The following is a 23,700-nucleotide window of genomic DNA, read 5'->3' as shown; positions in this document are numbered from 1 at the left end:
GAGCGACGCAGCTTTTGGCTGCTGCGGGAGTGGCATTCTACTCAACCGCCTTCTCGAGTCAAGCCTTATTTTCAAAGGCTTTTCGAGGCTACCGACCGGCTTGTTTGCGTTGCCGCTTGCCGTGTCGATGGAGGCGCATTATAGGGAGCGAATTCGTTCTGGCAAGGAGATAATTGCAAAAAGATGGCTTTCATCGTTCAACCGCTTACAAAGCGACCACGACGATGAATTAATGCACGAAAAGGGTCTGCAGATTGGTATTCCGGATGCTGTATTGAGGCCGGCAGGTTGACAGATCAAGCTTGTATCAGTTTGGCTTTCCCTTGCAGCACAACCATGATGATCGGCTTTCCGCCTTCGGGTAACATAGCGCCCCTTTGCGATTCTCACACTCTTGGGCTTTGGAGAGTTTAATGCCTTTTGCACTTGGCCAGCGTTGGATTAGTGATACAGAGACGGATCTGGGTTTGGGGACTGTCGTTGCTGTTGAAGGACGCATGGTTACCCTGTTGTTTCCGGCTACCGGTGAAAACCGTATGTATGCCAAAGAAGAGGCACCGGTCACCCGGGTCAGCTTCAATGTGGGCGATCAGATAGCCAGCCACGAAGACTGGACCATGACGGTCGATGAAGTGCAGGAGAAAGATGGCCTGCTTATATATGTAGGTGTTCGCACCGACAATGGTGAGCCGATTGCCCTCAAGGAAGTGTTTCTCAACAACTTCATCAAGTTCAACAAGCCGCAGGATCGCCTGTTCGCCGGCCAGATTGACCGGATGTCCCGCTTTACCCTGCGCTACGAAGCGCTGGTCAACCAGCACCAGCGTCGCCGCAACCCGACTCGCGGCCTGGCTGGCGGGAAAGTCAGTCTGATCCCGCACCAGCTCTACATCGCCCATGAAGTGGGTCACCGCTACGCCCCGCGCGTATTGCTGGCAGACGAGGTGGGTCTGGGCAAGACCATCGAAGCAGGCATGATCATTCACCAGCAGTTGCTCTCCGGCCGCGCCCATCGGGTGCTGATCCTGCTGCCCGAAACGCTCCAGCACCAGTGGCTGGTCGAGATGCTGCGCCGTTTCAACCTGCACTTCTCCCTGTTTGACGAGGAGCGCTGCATCGAGGCGTTCGCCGATGCGGAGAACCCCTTCGAGACCGAACAGCTGGTGATCTGTAGCCTCGACTTCCTGCGCAAGAAGCGTCGTCGCTTCGAACAGGTACTGGAAGCCGAGTGGGATCTGCTGGTTGTCGATGAAGCGCACCATCTGGAGTGGAGCGAAGAGGCGCCGAGCCGTGCCTATGAAATGGTGGAAGCGCTGGCCGAACAGGTGCCGGGCGTGCTGCTGCTGACCGCAACCCCGGATCAGCTGGGCCACCAGAGCCACTTTGCCCGTCTGCGCCTGCTCGACCCCGAGCGTTTCTACGACTACGACGCCTTCCTCGCCGAGGAGCAGGCCTATGGTCAGGTTGCCAGCGCCGCGCAAGAGCTGCTGGATGGCGAGACCCTGAGCGATGAAGCCAGGCAGATCCTCGCCAGCCAGCTGGATGGGCTGGATCTCACTGATGCGGCCGCCCGTCAGCAGGCAGTTGCCAAGCTGCTGGATCAGCATGGCACCGGCCGGGTGCTGTTCCGTAACAGCCGCGCCAATATTCAGGGCTTCCCGGAGCGCCACCTCAACGTCTACCCCATGCCGCTGCCGGAGCAGTACAAGACCGCCATCAAGGTGATGGGCATGATGGGTGGCAATGGCGGCGATCTGCAGACCCGTGCCCTGCGCTACCTCTATCCCGAGAAGATCTTCCAGCAGTTCGAAGGCGACAACGCTACCTGGACCCAGTTCGACCCGCGCGTCGAATGGTTGCTGGAACTGCTGCTCTCCGCCCGTCAGCAGAAGGTGCTGGTGATCTGCTCCGAAGCAGCCACCGCCATCGCCCTGGAAGAGGCGCTGCGCACACGTGAAGGGATCCGTGGCGCCGTGTTCCACGAAGGGATGTCGATCCTCGAGCGGGACAAGGCCTCCGCCTATTTCGCTCAAGCTGAGGGGGGCGCTCAGGTGCTGCTCTGCTCCGAGATCGGCTCAGAAGGTCGCAACTTCCAGTTTGCCAGCCATCTCGTGCTGTTCGATCTGCCACTCAACCCGGATCTGCTGGAACAGCGTATCGGCCGACTGGATCGTATCGGTCAGCAGAATACCGTCGAGATCCACGTTCCCTATCTGGAAGGGACTGCCCAGTGCGCCCTGCTGCTCTGGTATCACGATGGTCTGGATGCATTCGAGCAGACCTGCCCGACGGCCCGCCCGGTGTTCGAAGCGGTACGTGAGGAGCTGTTCGAGCTGCTGGCCGCCAACACCGGCGAGCAGGGCCCCCTCGACGCCCTGCTGGTCAAGACCCGCGAACTGCACGAGCCGCTCAAGGCCCGGCTGGAACAGGGTCGCGATCGCCTGCTGGAAATCCACTCCAGCGGTGGCGAGGCCGCCCAGCAGCTGGTCGAGAAGCTCGCCGCCGAAGATGACGACACCGGCATGATCTCCTTCGCCCTCAAGATGTTCGACGAGATCGGCGTCAACCAGGATGATCGTGGTGAAAATGCGCTGGTGCTGACTCCCGGGGATCACATGCTGGTGCCGAGCTTCCCGGGCCTGCCGCAAGACGGCATGACCATCACCTTCGATCGCAACACCGCCCTGTCGCGGGATGACATGGCGCTGCTCTCCTGGGATCACCCCATGATGCGCGGCGGTATCGACCTGATCCTGGGTTCCGAGATCGGTGCCACCTCGGTGGCACTGCTCAAGAACAAGGCTCTGCCGGTCGGCTCCATCCTGCTTGAGCTGATCTTCGTTGCCGAGTCTGCGGCCCATCCCCAGCTCTACCGTTTCATGCCGCCGACGCCGATCCGTCTGCTGATGGACAAGAACGGCCAGAATCTGGGAGAGAAGGTGGCGTTTGATGCCTTCAACCGCCAGCTGACACCGGTCAACCGCCACCTTGGCAGCAAGCTGGTTACCGCATCCCAGCCGGTGATCCACGGCCTGATTGGCAAGGGCGAGGTCATTGCCAACGAACTGAAAGCCGGGATTGTAGACAAGGCCCGTGCCCAGATGGCGCAGACCCTGCAGCAGGATCTGGACAGGCTGGAGGCACTCAAGGCGGTCAACCCGAATGTGCGCGACAGCGAACTGGATTATCTGCGCAATTTGCAGGCAGAATTGCACCACCTGATCGACCAGACCCAACTCAAGCTGGATGCCATCCGCTTTATTGTGGTGACCCATAACTGATAAAACGGTGAAATGGCCAAACCCAACGCGAGTTGGCTGCCATGCACTTTTTATCGTGGTTACCCATAACTGATGGGGGCTTGCCCCCGCTTTGACCCAAGATGCGAGACGCTATGTTTGTATACTCCCCGCCCCTGGAACCCTGGCTCGATATCCTGTTCAAGGACAAGGACATCATGGTGGTCAACAAGCCCACTGGCCTGCTGAGCGTCCCCGGGCGCGGCCCCGAGAATGAAGACAGCGTGCTCCATCGGGTCAAGCAGCAGCACCCAAAGGCGGCGGCTGCCCATCGCCTCGACATGGCGACCACCGGCGTGCTGGTGATCCCGCTCAACCCCAACTCCCACCGGGAGCTGAGCCGGCAATTCCGCGAGCGGGAGACCGAGAAGCACTACCTCGCCTGGGTGTGGGGTGAACCGGCGCTGGATGCAGGTGAAGTGGATCTGCCGCTCTGCGTCGACTGGCCCAACCGGCCGAAGCAGAAGGTGGATTTTGAGGAGGGGCGTCATGCCCTCACCCTGTGGCAAAAGCTGAAGGTGGAGAACGGCAACAGCCTGATCAAGCTGACCCCGATTACCGGTCGCTCCCATCAACTGCGGGTACACATGCTGGAGCTGGGTCACCCCATCCTCGGCGACAACCTCTACGCCAACCCGGATGCGCTGGCGGCTGCACCGCACCTTTATCTTCATGCGGCCAGCCTGACCATCAGCCACCCCAGAAGCGGCGAGCGGATGACCTTCGAGGCACCGGCCCCTTTCCCGGTCTGAGCCTGGCAGATAACAGCCCAATAAAAAGAAAGCCCCCATCGAGAGATGGGGGCTTTTTTATCGCTCAGACGCGGATATCGATCTTGCTTCCGAGGGAAGCACTGGCCGATGTCGGCGCAGCCGGAGCGGATTGCGCTGCTGTTTCCAGCAGTTTCAGTGCGGATTCGCCTTCCTGGGTCTGCTGCTTTTTGGCCAGGCTGGCCACCATCAGTGCAGAACCGAACGACGCATTTGCAGAACTAGAAATATCCATTGTGTACCTCCTGCCAAGAGACTATCGGCCGGGCCCGGTGAGACATGAGCCATATCGTTCAACGCAGATATGCCTTGTCCGGCGAGCGCCGGGCCAACCAGCGCTCTTCCATCTCCAGCAATGTCTGATAGGCCTTTTCAGCATGCTCCGGGCGACTGAACAGATATCCCTGCCCATACAGATGTATGTCGGTCAATGAACGCAGCACATCGAGCTGCCCCTGAGTCTCGATCCCTTCACATACCAGTTTCTTGCCAAGCATGGAGCCCATACGGCAGATGTTGGCGACCAGTTCGGCCGCCTCGATCGAGGTGTCGATACCCTGGATGAAGGACCTGTCTATCTTCACCTTGCTCACCGGCAGCTTCTGCAGATAGCTGAGGGAGGAGTAGCCGGTGCCGAAGTCGTCAAGGGCCAGATGTACCCCTTGCTGGCTGAGATCCTGCATCAACTGCAGCGAGTTCTTGACCTCGCGCATGGTGGTGTCTTCCGTCACCTCCAGCACCAGGCTGGATGCGGGAATATGGTGCTCCATCAGCGCTCTGGCCACCAGCTTCAAGAGGTTGCGCTGGTACATGCCCGGGGAGATGTTCACGCACATCTGCAAGTCCACCAAACCCAGGTGCTGCCACTGATGAAGTTGCTCACATGCGGTATTCAATACCCAGCCACCCAGTTTCTCGGCCAGCTGGAACTCTTCCGCCACCTGGATCACCTCGTTGGGGGGAATAAAGCCAAGCTCGGGATGGCGCCAGCGCAGCAGCGCCTCCACGGCTTCACAGCGGCCACTTTCCAGATTGACGATGGGCTGGTAATAGAGCTCGAGCGCATTGTGCTCCAGCGCCATCACCATGTCGGACGCAAGATGCTTGCGCCTGGCCGTCTCGTTGAGCAGGGAACTGTCATAGATGACATAGGGAACATGGGTCTTGCGGCTGTGAGAGAGGGCCTGCTCCGCCCGGCTGAGCAACTCCTGGGTCTGGTTGCTGTCGGTCGGGAAGAAGGCGATACCAATACCGACCTCAAGCCGGAAAGGGTAGTTGTCGATGATGATGTCTTGCTTGATGGAGTGGAGCACTCTGGCCACGAGCTCCCTGACCTGACGAAGATCGCTCCCCTCCCGTTGCAGCATGGCAAGCTGATCTCCCCCCAAACGCGCCACCCACTCCCCGTTTTCGCACAGGGCGCGCAGCCGCTTTGCCACCTCCTGCAGCAGGAGGTCCCCTGTGTTATAGCCAAACTTGCTGTTGATATCGCGAAAGTCGTTGATGTCGACCAGCACCAGTCCGAAGGAGGTGTCACGGGTGACGTAGGCATCCATCTTTTCCAGCAACGCCAGCCGGTTGGCGAGCCCGGTGAGGGGATCGATCCTAGCGGTCCTGAAATGGCGCCTGGCTTCTCGCACCAGCAGCCCGCTGAGCAGAATGACGGACACCACCAGCCCCGACACCATGAACAGCAGGGCATTGCGCAACTGGCCAAAACGCGCGTCGTTGCCCGTATAGACGTTGATGTTGTTCTGCATGACGGAAGCAAGAGAGTAAGAGAGGGGTTCCTGCAAGGGCGCCAGTGTCATCATGACTTGTTGGTAATCCGGCGTCCCCGGTTTGAGTTTGACCAAATCAGGCTCCAGCTTGCGGATACTGCTTTCAGTCAGTTTCACCAGCCGCAGCGTCTTCGGATTGTCCGCGAGGCTTTTTCTCAATTGGCCGCTCAGGAGAATGGGGGTACGACTCCAGAGAATGTCATAGCGAAGCAGCAGGGCTTCCTGGTCTATGCCGCCATAGTGGTAAATCTCGACGGCATTGAGAAAGCGGCCCAACTCGAGCTGCAACTGCATCAATGCCCATGAGACGTCATAGGTGTACTTCTCCATCACCCGGGTCGCATTTTGTATCTGCACCAGGCAATAGAGGGTGCTACCCGTGAACAACAGAATGGATAGATAAAGAACGCCGAGTAAGGGCCAGGCCCTGGTCTTCGCTTTCACCCAGTACTCCCGTAAACCACCGTTTTTACTGCTGAATGTCGATCGCACTCAGTTGCCAGATCATCATGTCGGTGAACTCGGAACGCCTGAGTTCGGGATGCTGATCCAGTGGCAGGATAAACCAGAGCGGCCCCTTGTCACGTACCCGCATGGTCATCCCGTCATCCTGCCAGGCCAGGATAGGATCGTATTGCTTGACCTTATCCCAGTTGATCCGGATCTGGAAACTGTTCAGGGCGGTGAGCGTGATGCTCTTGCCGTTGGCCTTCACCTCAGTCAGCACGTCCGCCAGTTTCGGCCCCACGTATTTGTGCGGTTTGTCCACCCAGGGATTGCTCGTCACCACCTCATGCTGCGGCAGCGCCTGGATCATGGCCATATCGAACAGCACCTCTCCATCTGCCGGATCGGCAGGATCCAGATTCCCCGTCACCTTGAGAATGACCGGCCCCTGTGGTGTCGCCTGCGCCATGCCCGGCAAGGCCAGGGAAAGGAGTAACGGGAGAAGCCCTAAGTATCGCATGTTCACCTCAGATCATTTCACTATCAACAACTTCAGCTTAGTAGCACTAAAAAAAACGGCCCGCAAAAGCGAGCCGTTTGATGACTTGACGGGATTACATCATACCCATACCGCCCATGCCACCCATATCAGGCATGGCAGGTGCATCTTTCTTCGGCAGCTCGGAGATCATGCACTCTGTGGTGATCATCAGGCCAGCGACGGACGAGGCGAACTGCAGGGCAGAACGGGTTACCTTGGTCGGATCCAGGATACCCATGGCCAGCATGTCGCCGTATTGTTCGGTGTAGGCGTTGTAACCGTAGTTGCCTTCACCGTTCTTCACGGCATTGGCGATGACGGAGGCTTCTTCGCCGGCGTTGATGACGATTTGACGCAGCGGGGCTTCCATGGCGCGCAGGGCAACCTTGATGCCGACGTTCTGGTCTTCGTTGTCACCACGCAGCGAGGCCAGCTTGGCAGCAACGCGCACCAGCGCTACACCACCACCGGCAACCACGCCTTCTTCCACGGCTGCGCGAGTGGCGTGCAGGGCATCGTCAACACGGGCTTTCTTCTCTTTCATTTCAACTTCAGTGGCAGCACCCACCTTGATCACGGCAACACCGCCGGCCAGCTTGGCCACGCGCTCTTGCAGCTTCTCACGGTCGTAATCGGAAGAGGTCTCTTCGATCTGCTGACGGATCTGGGCCACGCGGCTTTCGATCAGGGCAGCATCACCCACGCCATCGATGATGGTGGTGTTCTCTTTGGTGATGACGATGCGCTTGGCACGGCCCAGATCTTCCAGGGTCGCTTTTTCCAGCTCCATGCCCACTTCTTCGGAGATCACGGTACCACCGGTCAGGATGGCGATATCCTGCAGCATGGCCTTGCGGCGATCACCGAAGCCCGGCGCCTTGACGGCGGCCACTTTCACGATGCCACGCATGGTGTTGACCACCAGGGTCGCCAGTGCTTCGCCTTCCACGTCTTCGGCCACGATGATCAGCGGTTTGCCCGCCTTGGCCACACCTTCCAGCACCGGCAGCATTTCGCGGATGTTGGAGACTTTCTTGTCCACCAGCAGGATGAAGGGGTCATCCAGTTCGACGGAGCCGGTTTCCGGCTTGTTCACGAAGTAAGGGGAGAGGTAGCCGCGGTCGAACTGCATGCCTTCTACCACCGCCAGCTCGTCTTCCAAGCCCTGACCATCTTCCACGGTGATGACGCCGTCACGACCGACCTTGTCCATGGCTTCGGCAATCAGCTTGCCGACCTTCTCGTCGGAGTTGGCGGAGATGGTGCCTACCTGGGCGATGGCATTGTTGTCGGCACAAGGGGTGGACAGAGCTTGCAGCTCGGCAACGGCAGCCACAACGGCCTTGTCGATACCACGCTTCAGATCCATGGGATTCATGCCGGCGGCAACGGCCTTCAGGCCTTCGTTGACGATGGCTTGAGCCAGTACGGTGGCAGTGGTGGTACCGTCACCGGCGGCATCATTGGCCTTGGAAGCGACTTCCTTGACCATCTGGGCACCCATGTTCTGGAACTTGTCTTCCAGTTCGATTTCACGGGCAACGGAGACGCCATCCTTGGTGATGGTCGGGGCGCCGAAGGACTTGTCCAGCACCACGTTGCGGCCTTTCGGGCCCAGGGTCACCTTGACGGCATCGGCCAGGATGTTGACGCCTTCCAGCATTTTGATGCGAGCTTCGTTGCCAAACTTAACTTCTTTAGCTGCCATGTTCTTCAATCCTTAAATCAATTCGGGAAAAGAGGGAGGGTGATTACTCTTCGACAATCGCCAGGATGTCGGTCTCGGACAGGATCAGTACGTCCTGGCCATCCAGCTTTTCGGTCTTCACGCCGTAGCCTTCGTTGAAGATCACCTTGTCACCCACCTTGACGGCCAGTGCTTTGACATCCCCATTGTCCAGAATTCGACCAGTCCCCACGGCAAGAACTTCACCACGGGTGGACTTCTGGGCCGCAGTGCCAGTCAAGACGATGCCGCCAGCGGATTTGGCTTCAGCTTCGATGCGCTTGATGATGACGCGGTCGTGCAGTGGACGAATTTTCATCGATAACTCTCCCAAAATGAGTCTCTGTGTTGCTTGAGGAATGGCCGCAATCGGCCAAATTTGTCATGCCCCTGATCTGGGGCAACAGGGCTAGCCCTTCAAGGGCAAATACAAAAAAAATATTTTCACGTACTATGAACACCTTCGATGGATCACCCATCCCCAATCAGGAAGGCGGATGGAGACGGCCAGCATTCAGGCCCAAAGCACCTAGAGACTCTGCCTTGAGCCGACCCAACCCCATGCTGACCGCCCCCATGACGCCCATGCTGCTGCGCATGACGGGCCCCATGATCCTGGGCATCATCGCCATCCTGGCCTTCAACCTGGTCGATACCTTCTTCATCGGCATGCTGGGTACCCAGGCGCTGGCCGCCATCAGCTTCACCTTCCCGGTCACCTTCGTGGTCACCTCCCTGACCATGGGGCTGGGCGCGGGCCTGTGCGCCCTGCTCGGTCATGCCCTGGGGCAGGGTCGCCACGACGAGGCAGCCCGCATCACCACAGACTGCCTGTTCCTCGCCGTCATCCTGGTGAGTCTGCTTGCCGGACTGGGGGCAATGACCATTACCCCTCTGTTCACCCTGCTGGGGGCCAGCCCCGAGCTCATCTCCCTCATCCACGATTACATGCTCATCTGGTATCTGACCGTCCCCATGCTGGTCGTGCCCATGGTCGGCAATGCGGCCATCCGGACCACGGGGGATACCAAGACCCCCAGTCTGGTGATGGGGGTCGCCGGTCTGGTCAACGGCGTGCTGGATCCTCTGCTCATCTTCGGGCCGGGCCCCTTCCCCGAGTGGGGCATTCGGGGCGCCGCCATCGCCACCACCCTCTCCTGGCTGATGGCCATGCTGGTCAGCCTCTATATATTGCGCCACCGCGAGGGCCTGCTGCGCTGGCACCTCTCCCCGCGCCCGCAGTTGCTGGCCCATTGGCGCGCCCTGCTCCATGTGGCTGTGCCCGCATCGTTTACCAACATGCTCAACCCACTGGCCAACGCCGTGTTGATGATCATTTTCGCCGGGCTGGGAACCGAGGTGGTCGCCGCCTACGGCGCGGCATCCCGGGTCGAGGCCTTGCTGCTCATCGTGATGATGGCGCTCTCCTCCGTGCTGGCCCCCTTCATCTCGCAGAACTGCGGCGCCGGGAATCCGGCCCGAGCCAAGGCCGCCCTGCTGCTCTGCATGCGCTTCGCCCTGATATTCCAGCTTGGGGTCTACGCGCTGACCTGGCTTCTCGCCCCCTTCATCGCCGAGCTGTTCAGCGATCATCCGCAAGTGGTGATACTCATCGTGCTCTATCTGCATCTGGTCCCCATTGGCTACGGCTTTCAGGGCATGGTGATGCTGTTGGCATCGGCGCTCAACGGCGTCAGGGCATCGGCGGTGTCACTGCTGATAAACGGTATCAGACTGTTTGTCTTCTTGCTGCCAGGGGCCTGGCTGGGGGCAAAACTGGGGGGAGAACAGGGGATCTATCTGGGGATGCTGCTGGCGAACCTGGCCGCCGGATTGCTGGCATGGGGGTATGCCCGCCACAGATTCGAGCGGCTGTGCCATGAGGGGAGATCCTGACGGCACAGCCCGAGGCTCGCGATTACTCTTTGCGTTCGAACTCCCCTTCGATGGTGTTGCCACCCGCTCGCGGGGATTGTCCGGGCCTGTCATCGCCGGGACCCGGCTCGAACGGCTGCTGGCGAGCCTGGAAGCCCCCCATCTGCATCCTGAACTGATTGCTGCCAATCAGCTTGTCGGCCAGCATGTTGCGCAGCCAGGGCTGCAGCAGCAGGATGCCGACAATATCGCTCACAAATCCCGGGATAATCAGCAGCAAGCCCGCCAGCGCCAGCATCATGCCACCCATCACCTCGCGGCCAGGCATCTCCCCCAACTGCATCTTCTGCTGGGCAGTGAGCAGGGTCTTGATCCCCTCGCTGCGCACCAGCGACGATCCCAGCACGGCGGTCAGTACCAGCAAGCCAACGGTTGGCAAGGCCCCGATCACGGAGCCCACCTTGATCATGACGGTGAGCTCCAGCAATACCAGCCCGACCAACAACAGTAACAACTTGCCCATAGCAACCTCGGAGCGATGAATGAATGGACCCGGGGTGTCCGGTCGGCAGCCGCACATCGCTGATGCTGACGCGCCGGGTTCAGGTCTTCTGACATTAAAATGGGGCTGGTTGATCATTTTTCAAGCCTCTCCTGCCGCAGGCCCCGGAATACGGATAAATATTTGTCCGCCCAACTGGGATTGAGGTGGTTGTTCTGTCAAAGTTAATCGCCCGATTGCAATATCTGTTTAATGACCACAAGAAATTTGAGGTTGCCTCAAATTTAGTGATCCAGGTCTAATACCGGATACCTCAATTGGGGTAACATCAACACCAGTCATTGCACAGGGAGCAACTGGCTCCCAACTGCCCCACCCGATGTGTGGTGCTTCAGGATGAAATGTGCGTAGGGAAATCGCGACCACTCGGTGAGGATCGTTTCCATTTATTTGATTTCTGAGGCATAACAATGAGCGACATCAAGAACGTCCGCATTGAAGAAGACCTGCTGGGCACCAAAGAAGTTTCCAACGACCTCTACTACGGCGTGCACACCCTGCGCGCTGTTGAGAACTTCAAGATCAGCACTCAGAAGATTTCTGACGTTCCCGAGTTTGTTCGTGGCATGGTCCTGACCAAGAAGGCGGCTGCACTGGCCAACGGTGAGCTGGGCACCATCCGTCCCGAGATCGCAGACAAGATTGTCGAAGCCTGCGACCTGATGCTGAACACCGGCAAGTGCTTCGATCAGTTCCCGGTCGATGTCTATCAGGGCGGCGCCGGTACCTCCGTCAACATGAACACCAACGAAGTGCTGGCCAATATCGCCCTCGAGCTGATGGGACTTGAAAAGGGCCGCTACGACGTCATCAACCCCAACGATCACGTCAACAAGTGCCAGTCCACCAACGATGCCTACCCCACCGGTTTCCGCGTGGCCGTGGTCAACAGCACCGACACCACCCTGCACGCTCTGGAAGCCCTCATCGCCGCCTTCGATGTCAAAGCCAAGGAATTCAAACATATCCTGAAAATGGGCCGTACCCAGTTGCAGGACGCCGTGCCCATGACCCTGGGTCAGGAGTTCCACGCCTTCGCCGTCACCCTGCGTGAAGAGATCAAATCCATCAAGCGTTGCCAGGAGCTGCTGCTGGAAGTGAACCTGGGCGCCACCGCCATCGGTACCGGTCTGAACACTCCGCCCGAGTACTCCGGTCTTGCCATCAAGCGTCTGGCCGAGATCACCGGTCGTGCCTACGTGCCGGCAGAGGACCTCATCGAAGCGACCTCCGACTGCGGCGCCTATGTGATGCTGCACGGTGCGGTCAAGCGCCTGGCCATGAAGCTCTCCAAGATCTGTAATGACCTGCGTCTGCTCTCCTCCGGCCCGCGCACCGCGCTCAAAGAGATCAACCTGCCGGAAATGCAGGCTGGCTCCTCCATCATGCCGGCCAAGGTCAACCCGGTCATTCCGGAAGTGGTCAACCAGTCCTGCTTCAAGGTATTCGGCAACGACGTCACCATCACCTTCGCCGCCGAGGCCGGTCAGCTGCAGCTGAACGTCATGGAGCCGGTGATTGGTCAGGCCATGTTCGAATCCCTGAGCCTGATGGAAAAAGCCTGCATCTCCCTGCGCGAGAAGTGCGTGGAAGGCATCACCGCCAACCCGGACATCTGCATGAACCACGTGCTGAACTCCATCGGCATCGTGACCTACCTGAACCCCTTCATCGGTCACCATGAAGGCGATATCGTCGGCAAGATCTGTGCCCAGACCGGCAAGAACGTCCGCGAAGTCGTGCTGGAACGCGGCCTGCTGACCGCCGAACAGCTGGACGAGATCCTCTCCATCGAGAACCTGATGAACCCGCAATACAAAGCCAAGCGTTACACCCGCGAAGCCACCGTATAAGCGAGCAGATGGGCCGGGGTTATCCCGGCCCATTTAAAGTCAATTCCCGAGCGGTCTCTCCACAGCCCCATCGGGAATTGGCTTTTCAGCCTAATAAAACCTAAAAAAACTGGAAAATGGAGTGTTCGCTATGATTGGAATCGAGTTACTTGTCGTGCTCGCCGCTATCTATCTGGGGGCCCGGATAGGCAGTATCGGTATCGGCTTTGCCGGTGGTCTTGGGGTACTGGTACTGACCTGGGGGCTGGGCATGCCCATCCCGAGCGATCAGCTGGTGACCTATCTCCCGTGGGACGTGATCATGATCATCGCGTCCGTCATCTGCGCCATTGCCTGTATGCAGCTGGCTGGCGGGATGGATTATCTGGTGCACCTGGCCGAAAAAGCCCTGCGCAAGAATCCCAAGCACATCACCTTCGCCGCGCCGGTCGTCACCTACCTGATGACCATGCTGGCCGGTACCGGTCACACCGCCTTCTCCACCCTGCCGGTGATCGCCGAAGTGGCCAAGGAGCAGGGCATTCGCCCCTCCCGTCCGCTCTCCATCGCGGTCGTTGCCTCCCAGATTGCCATCACCGCCTCCCCCATCTCGGCGGCCGTGGTCGCCTTCTCCGGCATGCTGGAGCCGCTTGGCGTCGACTACCTGACCCTGCTGGCCATCTGCATCCCGTCCAGCTTCATCGCCTGTCTGCTGGGGGCCTTCATCGCCAACCTGCTGGGCAAGCCGCTGGATCAGGACGAAGTCTATCTGGAGCGCAAAGCCAAGGGACTCATCAAGCTGCGCGGTACCAGCCAGGTTGAGATCAAGCCTTATGCCAAGCTCTCCGTCGGCATCTTCGTCGCCTCCATCGTGGCCGTGATGGCCTATGCCACCGCCATCTCCGGCAACGTCGGCCTCATCAGCAATCCGCCGATCCCCCGCGATGGCGCCATCATGGGCATCATGCTCTCCGCCGCTACCCTGATGGTCCTGTTCTGCAAACTGGACGCGGCCCAGATCACCAACATGCCGACCTTCAAGTCCGGTATGTCCGCCTGTATCTGCGTGCTGGGCGTGGCCTGGCTGGGCAACGTCTTCGTGAAGGGCAACATGGTCGAGATCCAGGCGTTCGCCGGCGATCTGCTGAGCCAATACAGCTGGCTGCTGGCCGTGGTGCTGTTCTTCTCCTCCATGCTGCTCTACTCGCAAGGTGCCACCACCAAGGCCCTGATGCCTGCCGCCCTGGCACTGGGTGTCAGCCCGCTGGCGGCCATCGCCTCCTTCGCCGCCGTGAGCGCCCTGTTCGTACTGCCGACCTACCCGACCCTGCTGGCCGCGGTCGAGATGGACGACACCGGCTCCACCCGCATCGGCAAGGCCGTGTTCAACCACCCCTTCTTCATCCCGGGTGTGGCCACCATCGCCATGGCAGTGGCGCTCGGCTTCTTCTTCGGTGGTCTCATCCTCTGACCGGTGAACCACCCCATGTAAAACGGCCCGAACGGGCCGTTTTTTTATGCCAGGCCACCGCCGGGCTCCCATGAAAAAGCCGCTCCCGGGAGCGGCTTTCGTCATCCTGGCGGCATCCTCAGGCCGTGGTCTGGCGGGTACCGAAATAGTCAGCCAGGAAGTCGTCGAACGACAGGCTGTCACTGCGTTCCCGCTCCCGCTGCTTGGCCAGGGAGTCCCGTGCCTCGCCGGCAAAATAGGCCTCGTCCCAGTACTGCAGCTCACCGGCCAGCATCTCTTCCCGGTAGCGGCTCGCCAGCGCATCGCCGAAGCAGCCGTTGTCCTGGCCGCTTGAAAGCAACTGCTTGAGCAGGCGGGCGGAGTAGGTCTGCTCGGGGTCGAGCAGCTTCTCACGGTGCATCGCCAGCGTCTCGCGATAGCGGTTGCGACCACAGCAGCGGTCCAGCAGCGCAGCGACCTCGGCCAACTCGTCGAACAGCTTGAGGCCGTACTCCTTGAGGCCGATGGCATTGCCCTGCTCATCTTCAAGCGTCAGGCCGGGGCGACGCCCCTCCAGCACCACCTTGTTCTGGTTACGGCGGTTGCGGGCAACCTCGTCATCCGAGAGCACGGGGGACGGGCGCAACAGGCACCAGACCAGGAAGAGATCGAAGAAGCGGATCTGATCCACCTCGATACCGAACGGGGTAAAGGGATTGACGTCCACCGTGCGCAGCTCGATGTATTCGATGCCGCGCTGCTCCAGCGCATCCGAGGGCTTCTCGCCGCTGCGGGGGGTGCGCTTGGGGCGGATCGGCGCGTAGAGCTCGTTCTCCAGCTGCAGCACGTTGTCGTTGAGCTGGCGGTACTCGCCGTTCACCTTGACCCCTATCCTGGCGAAGTCGGGGTCATGGGTATTGATGGCCCGGCGCAGACTGCTCACATAGGCCGGCAGGCTGTCATGACTGATCTTGAGCCCCGCCTGGGCGCTGTTGGTGTAACCGAGATCGGACAGGCGCAGAGCCGTGGCATAGGGCAGGTAAAGGGTGCCCTTGCCGGTTTTCTGGAACGGCAGGCTGCTCTTGCGCCCCTTGAGGAAGGAGTCGCAGATGGCAGGAGACGCGCCGAACAGATAGGGCACCAGCCAGCCGAAGCGGTAGACGTTGCGAATAAGCCCCATGTACTTGTCGGAGATGAAGCGCTGGCTGCAGCAGCCCTCTCCCACCAGATCCTGCCACTCGCACCAGAAGCTGTCCGGCATGGAGAAGTTGAAGTGCACCCCGGCGATCACCTGCATCAGGCTGCCGTAGCGGTTCTTCAGCCCCTGGCGATAGAGGGTCTTCATCCGCCCGATGTTGGAACTGCCGTACTGGGCCAGGCGGATGCTCTCCTCGTCACCGACGAAGCAGGGCATGGAGAGGGGCCAGATCCGCTCCTCTCCCAAATGATGAATGGTGTGGCGGTGAATGTCGCCGAGCTGCTCGATCAGGCTCTCGATGGAGTCGGTGGCCGGCGTGATGAACTCCAGCAGGCTCTCGGAGTAGTCGGTGGTGATGTTGGCATGGGTCAGGGCCGACCCCAGGCTTCTGGGGTGATCGGTCTGGGCCAGGGTCCCTTCGGGGGTGATGCGCAGACATTCGCGCTCGATCCCGCGCCGGATCCCCTTGAGGGCGGTCACCCGTTCCGGGGTGCCCAGCGCAGCCAGCAACTCGGTGAGCGACAAGCTAGTAGTAGTCATATTCACGGCTCATGTGTGGCCGCCCCACCCGGGGCGGCACTTATTGTTGCGACGCCCCTCAGGGCAGTTGCAGTGGATAGATGGGAAGATGAAGCTCGCTCAGGGGTTTTTCAAGCTTTTGCTTGTCTCCCACCACCACAATCACCATCTCGGCCGGATCCAGCCAGCGGGCTGCACTGGCCTTCAGCGTCTCGGGCGAAACCGTTTTGATCAGGTTGTTCTGGGCCTGCACATAGTCCGGCTTCAGGTCGTACATGATCATCTGCAGCAGGAAGCCAGCCTTCTGCCCCAGGGTCTCGTAGGAGAGCGCATCCTGCTGGGAGACGGCGCTGCGCATGTAGGCCAGCTCCACCGGGGTCGGCCCGCTCTTGCGGTAGCCGTCCATCTCCTTGAGGAACTGGCGGATGGCATCCACGGTCGCATCGGTGCGCACGTTGGCGCCGGTCGCGAAGACACCCGCCTCGCGGTTGGCCTGGAAACCCGAGCTGGCACCATAGGTGTAGCCCTTGTCTTCCCGCAGGTTGAGGTTGATGCGGCTGTTGAAGTTACCACCCAGGTTGAAGTTCATCAGGTTGGCGATGAAATAGTCTCCCGTGGTGTCAAACGGCATGGCGCGACGGCCGATACGGATCACCGACTGGGGGGCTCCCGGCTTGTCCACCAGATAGATGCCTGGCTTGGCCTGCTCTCCCCCGGGCTTGAGATCCCCCAGGGTCGGGGCCGCCCCCTGCCACTGGGTCAGGAAGGCGAGACCGGATTCCACCTGCTGGGCGGTCACATCACCTGTCACCACCACCTTGGCATTGGTCGGATTGTAATAAGCCTCATAGAAGCGCTTCACATCCGCCAGGGTCAGCTTCTCCACGTCAGCCAGCACCCCGTCAGAGGGTTGGCCGAGGCGGTTCTGCTTGCCATAGACCAGTTCGCGGAACGCCTGACCCGCCAGCCACTCGGGTTGCTGCTCGCTCTGTTTCATGCCTTGCAGCATCTGGGTCTTGAGCCGCTCGAAGTCCGCTTCCCGCAGGCCGGGTTGCAGCAGCACTTCCCGCACCAGCGCCAGGGTTTCGGGCAGCTTGTCCGCCAGACTGCTGATGGTGATGAGGTTGTTGTACTGGGCGCTGGAGACGCTGATGCTGGCGCCGAGTTTTTGCAGCTCGTCGCTCAGCTCGGCCTCGGAGAGGCGCATCGTCCCCTGCTCCAGCATGGCGGCGGTGAGGCTGGCCAGCCCCAGCTCTCCCTTGCCTTCGGCCCGGATGCCACCCGGCAGGGCGATCATGATGGAGACGGCCGGGATCTCGTCGCTGTGGGTGCCGATGATCTCGATCCCCTTGTCGAGCTTGCCACGCCAGATGGCGGGGACCTTGACGCTCACCGCATCGGCCGCCTTGGGCTGCACGCTGCGATCGAAGTCATCTTTCACCGGCCGCTCGGCCAGCACCTTGTCATGCTTGCTGTAATCCGGCAGCTCCCGCTTGGCGGGAGTGAAGTTCGGGGTCGCGGCCTGCCAGTCGCTCTTGCCCTTGGGCACCACGCTCAGCACCACGGCAGGCTTGTTCTGGATGAACTTGTCGTAGGCAGCCTTGACGTCAGACCCCTTGACCCGGGCAATGGCATCCAGATTCTTGAACACGTAGTCGGGATCCCGGGCCAGCACCTGCCCCATGGCAAGCTGGCTGACCTTGCCCTCGATGCTGTCGAGTCCCCAGATGGCGGACGCGCGATAGCTGCTGATGGCCTTCTCCAGATCTGCGGGCTTGATGCCGCGCTGGGCAAACTCGCCGATCACCTTGTCCACCTCGCCCTTGAGGGTCTTGAGGCTGCCATCCGCCGCCGGATTGGGGTAGGCATAGACCGTCAGGGTGCAGGCAAGCTCTTCGCAGGAGTGGGAGGCACCCGCCTCGATGGCCTTGCCGGTTTTCACCAGGGACTGGTAGAGCATGGAGCTGGCAGAGCCCCCCAGCACATCGGCAAAGATGTCCAGCGCCGGCTCCTGCGGGTCACCCAGGGAGACGGTCGGGTAGCTGATATACAGGAGCGGCAGATGCACCTTGTCTTCCAGCGTCACGTAGCGGGTTGCCGGCAGGGTGGCAGGCTGAGGCGTCGGTTCTGCCACGTCCGGACCGCGCGGGATGGAACCGAAGTACTGCTCAATCCAGGCCAGCGCCTGCTTGGTATCAAAGTCGCCGCCCAGGGTCAGGGTCGCGTTGTTGGGACCGTACCAGCGCAGGAAGAACTGCTTGAGGTCGTTGACGTCGACCCGGTCGAGATCCTCCACATAACCGATGGGTTGCCAGGAGTAGGGGTGGGTGCGCGGATAGAGTGCCTCCCCCACCCGCTCGCCCACCAGGCCATAAGGCTGGTTGTCGATACGCTGGGCCCGTTCGTTCTTGACGGTGGCGCGCTGGATCTCGAACTTCTTCTGGCTCACCGCATCGAGCAGGAAGCCCATGCGATCCGCCTCCAGCCAGAGCACCTTCTCCAGCTGGTTGGCCGGCACGGTTTCGTAGTAGTTGGTACGGTCCTTGTTGGTGGTGCCGTTCATGTCACCGCCCGCCTCGTTGATGATCCGCATGTGTTCCTGATCACCAACGTGCTTGGAGCCCTGGAACATCATGTGCTCGAAGAAGTGGGCAAAGCCCGACTTGCCCACGGTTTCCCGGGAGGAGCCGACGTGATAGGTGACGTCCAGATGCACCAGGGGATCGGAGTGGTCGGGGGCCAGGATCACGGTCAAACCGTTGTCCAGCTTGTACATCTGGTAGGGAATGCCGAGCTTGCCCTCCTGCTTGACCTGCTCGGACACCAGGGTCGGGGCCGCCAGCACGGGAAGAGAGAAGCCCAGCAGCATGCTTAATGGAATGAGTTTGTTCACGGGTACCTCGTGAGTGACAAAAGGGCTAGAAGATCTGACTGGCCAGCAGAAACACCAGGGCATAACGAAGCAATTTGCCGAGCCCGATCAAGATGAGGGAGCGCCAGAAGGAGAGGCGCAGCCAACCAGCCAGCAGACAGAGACCATCGCCGACCACAGGCGTCCAGGCAAGCAGCAGACACCAGTGGCCATGACGTTTGAGCCAACCAAGGGCTTTTTGTTCCCCACGGCCTTGAAAATCTTCCGGTTTTTTCTTGTGGGTGGCGAGCCAGCCGAGCCACCAGGTGGTCATGGAACCCAGGGTATTGCCCAGCGTCGCCCAGAAAAGCAGGCTGGTCATGCTCCACTCCCCCTTGACCGCCATGGCGCCCAGCAGCACTTCCGAGCTGCCGGGCAACAGGGTGGCGGAGGTGAAGGCGCTCAGAAACAACCCTCCCAGCCCCATCCCGGTGAAGTCTATCATCCGGGCTGGCCGTCTGCGGCGGACATGCGCAGCAACAGCTTGCCGCGCACATGGCCCTGCTCGATGGCCTGATGGGCCAGCGCCCCTTCTGCCAGCGTGTATTCACCGGAGACAGTGATCTTCACCTCCCCCTGGCGAAGCAGCGTCAGCATCTGGGTCAGCTGCGTTCGATCGGGATGGACCAGCATGCCGACAACCTCGACGCCGAGCTCGGCCCCCGCGTCCTTGATCTGCTGGGCCGTGATGGTGGGGACCGTCACCAGACGGCCGCCCGGCTTGACGCAGGCCAGCGCCGCCTTGCCGCTCTCGCCCCCCACCAGATCCAGCACCAGATCGAACGGACCATCGGTGATCGCCTCGGTGCACCACCCGGCCTGGTGGTAATCCACCATCCGGCTCGCCCCGAGACTATGAAGGAAGCTGTGATTGTCGCCGCTTGCCGTGGCAACCACATGGGCACCATAGGCGGCGGCAAACTGCACCGCCAGATGGCCGACGCCACCGGCACCGGCCAGGATCAGTACCCGTTGCCCCGACTGCAAGCCACCGTGCTCCAGCAGCCCCTGCCAGGCGGTGAGTCCCGCCAGCGGCAAGGCCGCGCCCTGCCTGAGGCTCACCCCATCGAGCTTGACCAGCTCCTCCTCGCGGGCCACCACGGATTCGGCATATGCACCGGCGGCGAGGGGGAAACCCACCATGCCGCACACCTGTTCCCCCTCGGCCAGGGAGGTCACGCCGGGCCCCACCTTTTCCACCACACCGGAGACGTCATAACCCGGCGTCCAGGGCAGCTTGTCCTTGTTCTGGGCGGCCGCCCAGCCGAGACCGGCACGGGTCTTGGCATCGATGGGGTTGACCCCCGCAAAGCAGATGCGCACCCGGACCTCGCCCTCCGCGGGCACCTTGTCCAGGGAAGGGTTGAGCCTGAGTACCGAGGGGTCACCGAATGCGGTAATCTGTAGCTGCGTCATTGCACAATCCATCCTGTTGATTGATCAAGGGTCAACAGAATAACAGCGAGGACACCATGGCTCGAATGTTTCTTATTCCTCTGTTGCTGGCCCTGGGGTGGTGGGCGTTTCTGCTCTACTTCCGCATTCCGCTCAAACAGGGGGCCAGGGGCTTTTACTGGATCATCGGCATCGGCGGCGGGCTTGCCGCCTTCCTCAGCCTGATGATGGTGCTCACTCACTAGGGTTCAGGGACAAGGGGGAAGAAGAAAAGATGCTGCATGGACTGAACCATCTCACGCTGGCAACCGGCGATCTCGACAGCAGCGTTGCCTTTTATGTCGACTTGCTGGGATGTCGCCCCAGGGTGAGATGGGCACGGGGAGCCTATCTCACCCTCGGCGATCTCTGGCTCTGTCTCTCCTGCGATCCTCCCCAACCGGCCAGAGATTACAGCCATGTCGCGTTTGGCATCTCGCCTGAACAGTTTCCTGCCTTCTGCACCCGTCTGCGCGCGGCGGGCGTCGTGGAGTGGAAGAAGAACAGCAGCGAAGGGGATTCACTCTATCTGCTGGATCCCGACGGGCACCAGTTGGAAATCCATGCAGGCAACCTGGATAGCCGCCTCGCCTCCCTCAGACAGCAACCCTATGAGGGTCTTATCTGGTTCGACGGAGCCGGATTCACCCCTGCTCGGCACGAAGATGGTAGTGACGATTGCTGCCCTGCCCCAGCACGCCCTGCGCCAGCAGATGCTGGAACACCCGGTCCACCTCCTCCAGAGACAGTGACAATGCCTCTGCCACCTTGCGTTTGCTGCATTTGAGCTCGCCGCTCTCCAGCGCGCCGCGCACCTGGGCGACCACGGCTGGCTCGGGCATGGGTCTGCTGATGGCTGGCGGCTCCGGGGTCGGCACTGCGACCCGGGCCTCGGCTTGCGCCTTCTCCCGTTGCCACATCCATTGACGGCGGAAGCGGTTCTCCTCACCGATCAGGCTGACGAAAAAGGCACCAAACGCATCGAGCAGGATAGACAGGAAGCAGACCAGCAGGAACTGCACCTGGCCGATGCTCATGCCCACCCCGTCCGCCAGACTGCTCATCAGCCCCAGCATGGAGGACTGCTCCCCCAGCGGCTTGGCGTCCCGCTCCTGGCGCAGCTCGTCCTGACGCAGCCTGAGCTTGGTGTTGGCCTGCTGCAGACCGCTGACGCCGCTCGAGATACGCGCCATCTCGATGTATTTGCGGGCCGCCTCTTCGTTGAGCTGGATCTGCCGCTCTATGCTGGCTATCTGCTCGTCGAAACGGGCTATCTCCCGCTCGTGACGCGCCTGCTGGCTCAGGATGGTGTTGGTGGCGCTGTTGATGCCGCCGATACTGCCCCCGATGGAGATGGCGGCCAGCACGCTGTAGAACAGCAGCGACCAGAAGGCGCCGCCCAGATCCCGCCTCGCCTTGCACTCGCCGTACTCGTACCAGACATAGAACTTGCCCAGCTCGAAGATGATGGCCAGCCCGCCGAACAGCCACTTCATCAGGGGGTTTTCGTCGATGGAGAGAAACAGCAGCAGGGAGAAGACGATGGAAGCCAGAATGGCCAGCCCGGTAAAACTGTAGACAGTCGTGAGGGCGAACCATCCCTTGGGGTAGCGCAATGCGGCGCAAGCCTGAGTAGTCATGATGAAACGGGAAACGTCTGCAGGAAAAGTTGGCTGCCGATTATAGTCGCCACTCCCCCGGAGAGAAGGGCAAATCCCCGAATTCCCGCCCATGGACGATCAGCTGCCCAGAGTGCGACCAAAACGTGCAAATCGGCAGCAGAAAAACACTACAATCGACCCCGTACCTGAAGGACATCTGCGGTTATGCTCGGGTTAAGCCCGCCGCATTACACTCATTTCCACCGAACACGACTCGAGGACATCATGAACAGAACGACGGCTTTGTTGCTCTCTCTTTTTCTGATCACCGGTAGCGCCCTGGCACAGGACGAAGGGAGCCAGACCTTCTCCGTGGATGCGCTGACCTTCAATCTGGACTGGAATGACACGCAGTTTGACTGGTCCCAGAGCAACTGCTTCGATCTCGGGAGCGGTGACGCGGCCGCCGCCGACTGCAAGAGGACCAACCTCAATCTGGAGGACGAGACGCAGCGCAACCAGCCCCCCAGCACCAACCAGATCAGCACGCAACCGGATCAATGATCCCCCTGACAGGAGCCTTGATGCGATGACCCACATGACCATGACTTCCCGCGGCGCACTGCTGCTCTCCCTGCTTCTGGTTCAGGGAATGGCCTTTGCTGCCCCCCCTTCCAAACACGATGACGACATCCGGATCTCCACCGACCGGGGCCGGGTAAGCCTGGATTGGGACGACAAGGAGTACGAGTGGTGGCAGCACAACTGCCTGGATGTCAGCACCCGGACCAGCCGCATCCAGCTCAACTGCGACAACATGGATGGCAAATACCGCGACCATTACAACCGCAGCATTCACAGTGGCAACAACCCGGGTCAGGGCCATGACAAGCCCAGGAACAAGCACGGCGGCAACGGCCACCAAAAACACTGACCAGCATGCCCATGGACATGGTTGAGGGGCCTGTGGCCCCTGGAGTCATGTCCCCTACCAGTAGTTTTCCATGCTGATATTGCCGGGGGCGCGACGCAGGTTCTTGGCAAGCCCCAGCCCGAGCAGGGTCTGCTGAGTCTCTTTCACCATGGCGGGGTTGCCGCAGATCATCACCTGGCTCAACTCGGGGGAGAAGTTCAGCCCCACCCTTGCCTGCAAGCTGCCATCGACGATGGCTGCCGGGATACGCCCTGCCATCGCCCCCGGCCAGGTCTCACGACTGACGAAGGGAACATAGCGAAAACGCTCGCCATGCTGCTCGGCAAAACTGGCGATAAGCGGCTGATAGCTGAGCTCTTCCCCTTTTCTCACCCCGTGTACCAGCACCAGATGCTCGAAGCGGTCGAAGACCTGTCCCTCGGCCAGCATGGCGAGGAAGGGGCCGATGGCGGTGCCGGTTGAGAGCAGCCACAGGTCCCGTCCCGGGGGAATCTCATCCAGGGTCAGAAAACCGGTGGCCTGGGACTGCACCAGCAGGCTGTCGCCCACCTGCAGGGAACCGAGAGAGGGGCTCAGTTCACCGCCGGGGATCTCCACCAGATAGAATTCGTGATAGGGCGTGCCGGGAGGATTGACGAAGGAGTAGGCACGCTGGACGCGACGCTCGCCCTGCTCCAGGGCCAGCTTGGTGAATTGACCCGCCTTGTAGGGGGCAAGTTCCGCCTCCACACGCAGGGAGAGCAGGGTGGGTGTCCACTCGATGCGCTCGATGACCCGACCTTCAACCCAGGCAGCCATAAAGGTTCTCCTCCAGAGGAAC

The 23,700-nt window shown here is 60.7% G+C and carries 21 protein-coding genes and 1 pseudogene; 10 read left to right on the top strand and 12 right to left on the bottom strand.

Annotated elements, in window-relative coordinates; genetic code table 11:
• The 3 genes from ACNPAA_RS16230 to rluA all read left to right on the top strand — a co-directional run.
• A partial coding sequence (locus tag ACNPAA_RS16230) for a hypothetical protein (protein WP_417891866.1) occupies positions 1–292 on the top strand: 292 nt, incomplete at its 5' end.
• Positions 293–413: 121 nt separating this feature from the next.
• The gene (rapA, locus tag ACNPAA_RS16225) at positions 414–3,281 is read left to right on the top strand and encodes an RNA polymerase-associated protein RapA (protein WP_161470501.1); all 2,868 of its coding nucleotides are present in this window, start codon (positions 414–416) and stop codon (positions 3,279–3,281) included.
• 113 nt (positions 3,282–3,394) lie between these two features.
• A complete protein-coding gene (gene rluA, locus ACNPAA_RS16220) occupies positions 3,395–4,051 on the top strand; it encodes a bifunctional tRNA pseudouridine(32) synthase/23S rRNA pseudouridine(746) synthase RluA (RefSeq protein ID WP_069784683.1) in 657 nt (218 codons plus the stop codon).
• 64 nt (positions 4,052–4,115) lie between these two features.
• Here rluA and ACNPAA_RS16215 read toward each other — a convergent pair whose 3' ends face one another.
• The 5 genes from ACNPAA_RS16215 to ACNPAA_RS16195 all read right to left on the bottom strand — a co-directional run bounded on the left by ACNPAA_RS16215 (position 4,116) and on the right by ACNPAA_RS16195 (position 8,883).
• Positions 4,116–4,304 (bottom strand): hypothetical protein, encoded by a 189-nt coding sequence (locus ACNPAA_RS16215; RefSeq protein WP_010673139.1) that lies wholly within the window; start codon positions 4,302–4,304, stop codon positions 4,116–4,118.
• A gap of 58 nt (positions 4,305–4,362) precedes the next feature.
• The gene (locus ACNPAA_RS16210; protein ID WP_039040011.1) at positions 4,363–6,294 is read right to left on the bottom strand and encodes a putative bifunctional diguanylate cyclase/phosphodiesterase; all 1,932 of its coding nucleotides are present in this window, start codon (positions 6,292–6,294) and stop codon (positions 4,363–4,365) included.
• Between the two features lie 25 nt (positions 6,295–6,319).
• A complete protein-coding gene (locus tag ACNPAA_RS16205) occupies positions 6,320–6,817 on the bottom strand; it encodes a molybdopterin-binding oxidoreductase (protein ID WP_029313815.1) in 498 nt (165 codons plus the stop codon).
• A gap of 94 nt (positions 6,818–6,911) precedes the next feature.
• Complete coding sequence (gene groL, locus ACNPAA_RS16200; protein ID WP_042864436.1) at positions 6,912–8,546, bottom strand: chaperonin GroEL; 1,635 nt, start codon at positions 8,544–8,546, stop codon at positions 6,912–6,914.
• A 43-nt stretch (positions 8,547–8,589) separates the two neighbouring features.
• Positions 8,590–8,883 carry a co-chaperone GroES gene (locus ACNPAA_RS16195; protein ID WP_005309514.1) on the bottom strand — a complete coding sequence of 98 codons (294 nt, stop codon included), beginning with the start codon at positions 8,881–8,883 and terminating at the stop codon, positions 8,590–8,592.
• Positions 8,884–9,125: 242 nt separating this feature from the next.
• Here ACNPAA_RS16195 and ACNPAA_RS16190 point away from each other — a divergent pair, with 242 nt between their 5' ends.
• A complete protein-coding gene (locus tag ACNPAA_RS16190; protein WP_323937342.1) occupies positions 9,126–10,460 on the top strand; it encodes an MATE family efflux transporter in 1,335 nt (444 codons plus the stop codon).
• A gap of 22 nt (positions 10,461–10,482) precedes the next feature.
• On the opposite strand, the gene ACNPAA_RS16185 is transcribed toward ACNPAA_RS16190, so the two are convergent.
• On the bottom strand, positions 10,483–10,962 hold the full coding sequence (locus tag ACNPAA_RS16185) for an FxsA family protein (protein WP_045523285.1): 480 nt from the start codon (positions 10,960–10,962) through the stop codon (positions 10,483–10,485).
• Between the two features lie 449 nt (positions 10,963–11,411).
• Here ACNPAA_RS16185 and aspA point away from each other — a divergent pair, with 449 nt between their 5' ends.
• Both aspA and ACNPAA_RS16175 read left to right on the top strand, forming a co-directional pair.
• Positions 11,412–12,854, top strand: coding sequence for an aspartate ammonia-lyase (gene aspA, locus ACNPAA_RS16180; RefSeq protein ID WP_010673133.1), 1,443 nt, complete (start codon positions 11,412–11,414; stop codon positions 12,852–12,854).
• Positions 12,855–12,984: 130 nt separating this feature from the next.
• Positions 12,985–14,304: an anaerobic C4-dicarboxylate transporter gene (locus ACNPAA_RS16175; RefSeq protein WP_010673132.1), complete on the top strand. Its 1,320-nt coding sequence runs from the start codon at positions 12,985–12,987 to the stop codon at positions 14,302–14,304.
• A gap of 118 nt (positions 14,305–14,422) precedes the next feature.
• Here ACNPAA_RS16175 and gshA read toward each other — a convergent pair whose 3' ends face one another.
• The 4 genes from gshA to ACNPAA_RS16155 are packed head-to-tail and all read right to left on the bottom strand — an operon-like array spanning position 14,423 to position 20,327.
• Positions 14,423–16,021, bottom strand: coding sequence for a glutamate--cysteine ligase (gene gshA / locus ACNPAA_RS16170; RefSeq protein ID WP_113978522.1), 1,599 nt, complete (start codon positions 16,019–16,021; stop codon positions 14,423–14,425).
• 58 nt (positions 16,022–16,079) lie between these two features.
• Positions 16,080–18,893, bottom strand: a complete 2,814-nt coding sequence (locus ACNPAA_RS16165) for a M16 family metallopeptidase (RefSeq protein WP_279988019.1) — start codon at positions 18,891–18,893, stop codon at positions 16,080–16,082.
• Between the two features lie 25 nt (positions 18,894–18,918).
• Positions 18,919–19,356, bottom strand: a complete 438-nt coding sequence (locus ACNPAA_RS16160) for a YqaA family protein (protein ID WP_029313803.1) — start codon at positions 19,354–19,356, stop codon at positions 18,919–18,921.
• The gene (locus ACNPAA_RS16155; RefSeq protein ID WP_323937335.1) at positions 19,353–20,327 is read right to left on the bottom strand and encodes an NADP-dependent oxidoreductase; all 975 of its coding nucleotides are present in this window, start codon (positions 20,325–20,327) and stop codon (positions 19,353–19,355) included. Before ACNPAA_RS16155 ends, ACNPAA_RS16160 begins: the two co-directional genes overlap by 4 nt.
• Before the next feature lie 56 nt (positions 20,328–20,383).
• Here ACNPAA_RS16155 and ACNPAA_RS16150 point away from each other — a divergent pair, with 56 nt between their 5' ends.
• Complete coding sequence (locus ACNPAA_RS16150; protein ID WP_162513465.1) at positions 20,384–20,551, top strand: hypothetical protein; 168 nt, start codon at positions 20,384–20,386, stop codon at positions 20,549–20,551.
• Positions 20,552–20,580: 29 nt separating this feature from the next.
• Positions 20,581–20,973: pseudogene (gene fos, locus ACNPAA_RS16145) on the top strand (fosfomycin resistance glutathione transferase); the annotation flags it as partial.
• A 16-nt stretch (positions 20,974–20,989) separates the two neighbouring features.
• Here fos and ACNPAA_RS16140 read toward each other — a convergent pair.
• Positions 20,990–21,985: a hypothetical protein gene (locus ACNPAA_RS16140; protein ID WP_049636447.1), complete on the bottom strand. Its 996-nt coding sequence runs from the start codon at positions 21,983–21,985 to the stop codon at positions 20,990–20,992.
• Positions 21,986–22,231: 246 nt separating this feature from the next.
• Between ACNPAA_RS16140 and ACNPAA_RS16135 the strand changes: the two genes are divergently transcribed.
• Both ACNPAA_RS16135 and ACNPAA_RS16130 read left to right on the top strand, forming a co-directional pair.
• Complete coding sequence (locus ACNPAA_RS16135; protein ID WP_053059839.1) at positions 22,232–22,510, top strand: hypothetical protein; 279 nt, start codon at positions 22,232–22,234, stop codon at positions 22,508–22,510.
• A 25-nt stretch (positions 22,511–22,535) separates the two neighbouring features.
• Positions 22,536–22,880: a hypothetical protein gene (locus ACNPAA_RS16130; RefSeq protein ID WP_266110124.1), complete on the top strand. Its 345-nt coding sequence runs from the start codon at positions 22,536–22,538 to the stop codon at positions 22,878–22,880.
• 54 nt (positions 22,881–22,934) lie between these two features.
• Here the strand turns inward: ACNPAA_RS16130 and ACNPAA_RS16125 are convergent, their stop codons facing one another.
• Positions 22,935–23,678 carry a ferredoxin--NADP reductase gene (locus tag ACNPAA_RS16125; protein ID WP_039040002.1) on the bottom strand — a complete coding sequence of 248 codons (744 nt, stop codon included), beginning with the start codon at positions 23,676–23,678 and terminating at the stop codon, positions 22,935–22,937.
• Positions 23,679–23,700: the final 22 nt, after the last annotated feature.

This window comes from Aeromonas sp. PS2Canimalfood6 (genome assembly GCF_048276795.1).
Classification (GTDB): Bacteria; Pseudomonadota; Gammaproteobacteria; order Enterobacterales; family Aeromonadaceae; genus Aeromonas; species Aeromonas caviae.
The sequence above is the reverse complement of the archived record's forward strand: the minus strand, read 5'-3'. Positions and strand labels throughout refer to the sequence as shown.

Excerpts from the sequence above, each read along its gene's own strand:
- ACNPAA_RS16130 (WP_266110124.1), top strand. The coding sequence starts at position 22,536 with ATGACCCACATGACCATGACTTCCCGCGGCGCACTGCTGCTCTCCCTG.
- ACNPAA_RS16185 (WP_045523285.1), bottom strand. The coding sequence starts at position 10,962 with ATGGGCAAGTTGTTACTGTTGTTGGTCGGGCTGGTATTGCTGGAGCTC.
- ACNPAA_RS16190 (WP_323937342.1), top strand. The coding sequence starts at position 9,126 with ATGCTGACCGCCCCCATGACGCCCATGCTGCTGCGCATGACGGGCCCC.
- rluA (WP_069784683.1), top strand. The coding sequence starts at position 3,395 with ATGTTTGTATACTCCCCGCCCCTGGAACCCTGGCTCGATATCCTGTTC.
- ACNPAA_RS16175 (WP_010673132.1), top strand. The coding sequence starts at position 12,985 with ATGATTGGAATCGAGTTACTTGTCGTGCTCGCCGCTATCTATCTGGGG.
- ACNPAA_RS16140 (WP_049636447.1), bottom strand. The coding sequence starts at position 21,985 with ATGACTACTCAGGCTTGCGCCGCATTGCGCTACCCCAAGGGATGGTTC.
- ACNPAA_RS16160 (WP_029313803.1), bottom strand. The coding sequence starts at position 19,356 with ATGATAGACTTCACCGGGATGGGGCTGGGAGGGTTGTTTCTGAGCGCC.
- ACNPAA_RS16215 (WP_010673139.1), bottom strand. The coding sequence starts at position 4,304 with ATGGATATTTCTAGTTCTGCAAATGCGTCGTTCGGTTCTGCACTGATG.
- gshA (WP_113978522.1), bottom strand. The coding sequence starts at position 16,021 with ATGACTACTACTAGCTTGTCGCTCACCGAGTTGCTGGCTGCGCTGGGC.
- ACNPAA_RS16155 (WP_323937335.1), bottom strand. The coding sequence starts at position 20,327 with ATGACGCAGCTACAGATTACCGCATTCGGTGACCCCTCGGTACTCAGG.
- ACNPAA_RS16195 (WP_005309514.1), bottom strand. The coding sequence starts at position 8,883 with ATGAAAATTCGTCCACTGCACGACCGCGTCATCATCAAGCGCATCGAA.
- ACNPAA_RS16125 (WP_039040002.1), bottom strand. The coding sequence starts at position 23,678 with ATGGCTGCCTGGGTTGAAGGTCGGGTCATCGAGCGCATCGAGTGGACA.
- ACNPAA_RS16150 (WP_162513465.1), top strand. The coding sequence starts at position 20,384 with ATGGCTCGAATGTTTCTTATTCCTCTGTTGCTGGCCCTGGGGTGGTGG.
- ACNPAA_RS16205 (WP_029313815.1), bottom strand. The coding sequence starts at position 6,817 with ATGCGATACTTAGGGCTTCTCCCGTTACTCCTTTCCCTGGCCTTGCCG.
- groL (WP_042864436.1), bottom strand. The coding sequence starts at position 8,546 with ATGGCAGCTAAAGAAGTTAAGTTTGGCAACGAAGCTCGCATCAAAATG.
- aspA (WP_010673133.1), top strand. The coding sequence starts at position 11,412 with ATGAGCGACATCAAGAACGTCCGCATTGAAGAAGACCTGCTGGGCACC.
- ACNPAA_RS16135 (WP_053059839.1), top strand. The coding sequence starts at position 22,232 with ATGAACAGAACGACGGCTTTGTTGCTCTCTCTTTTTCTGATCACCGGT.
- rapA (WP_161470501.1), top strand. The coding sequence starts at position 414 with ATGCCTTTTGCACTTGGCCAGCGTTGGATTAGTGATACAGAGACGGAT.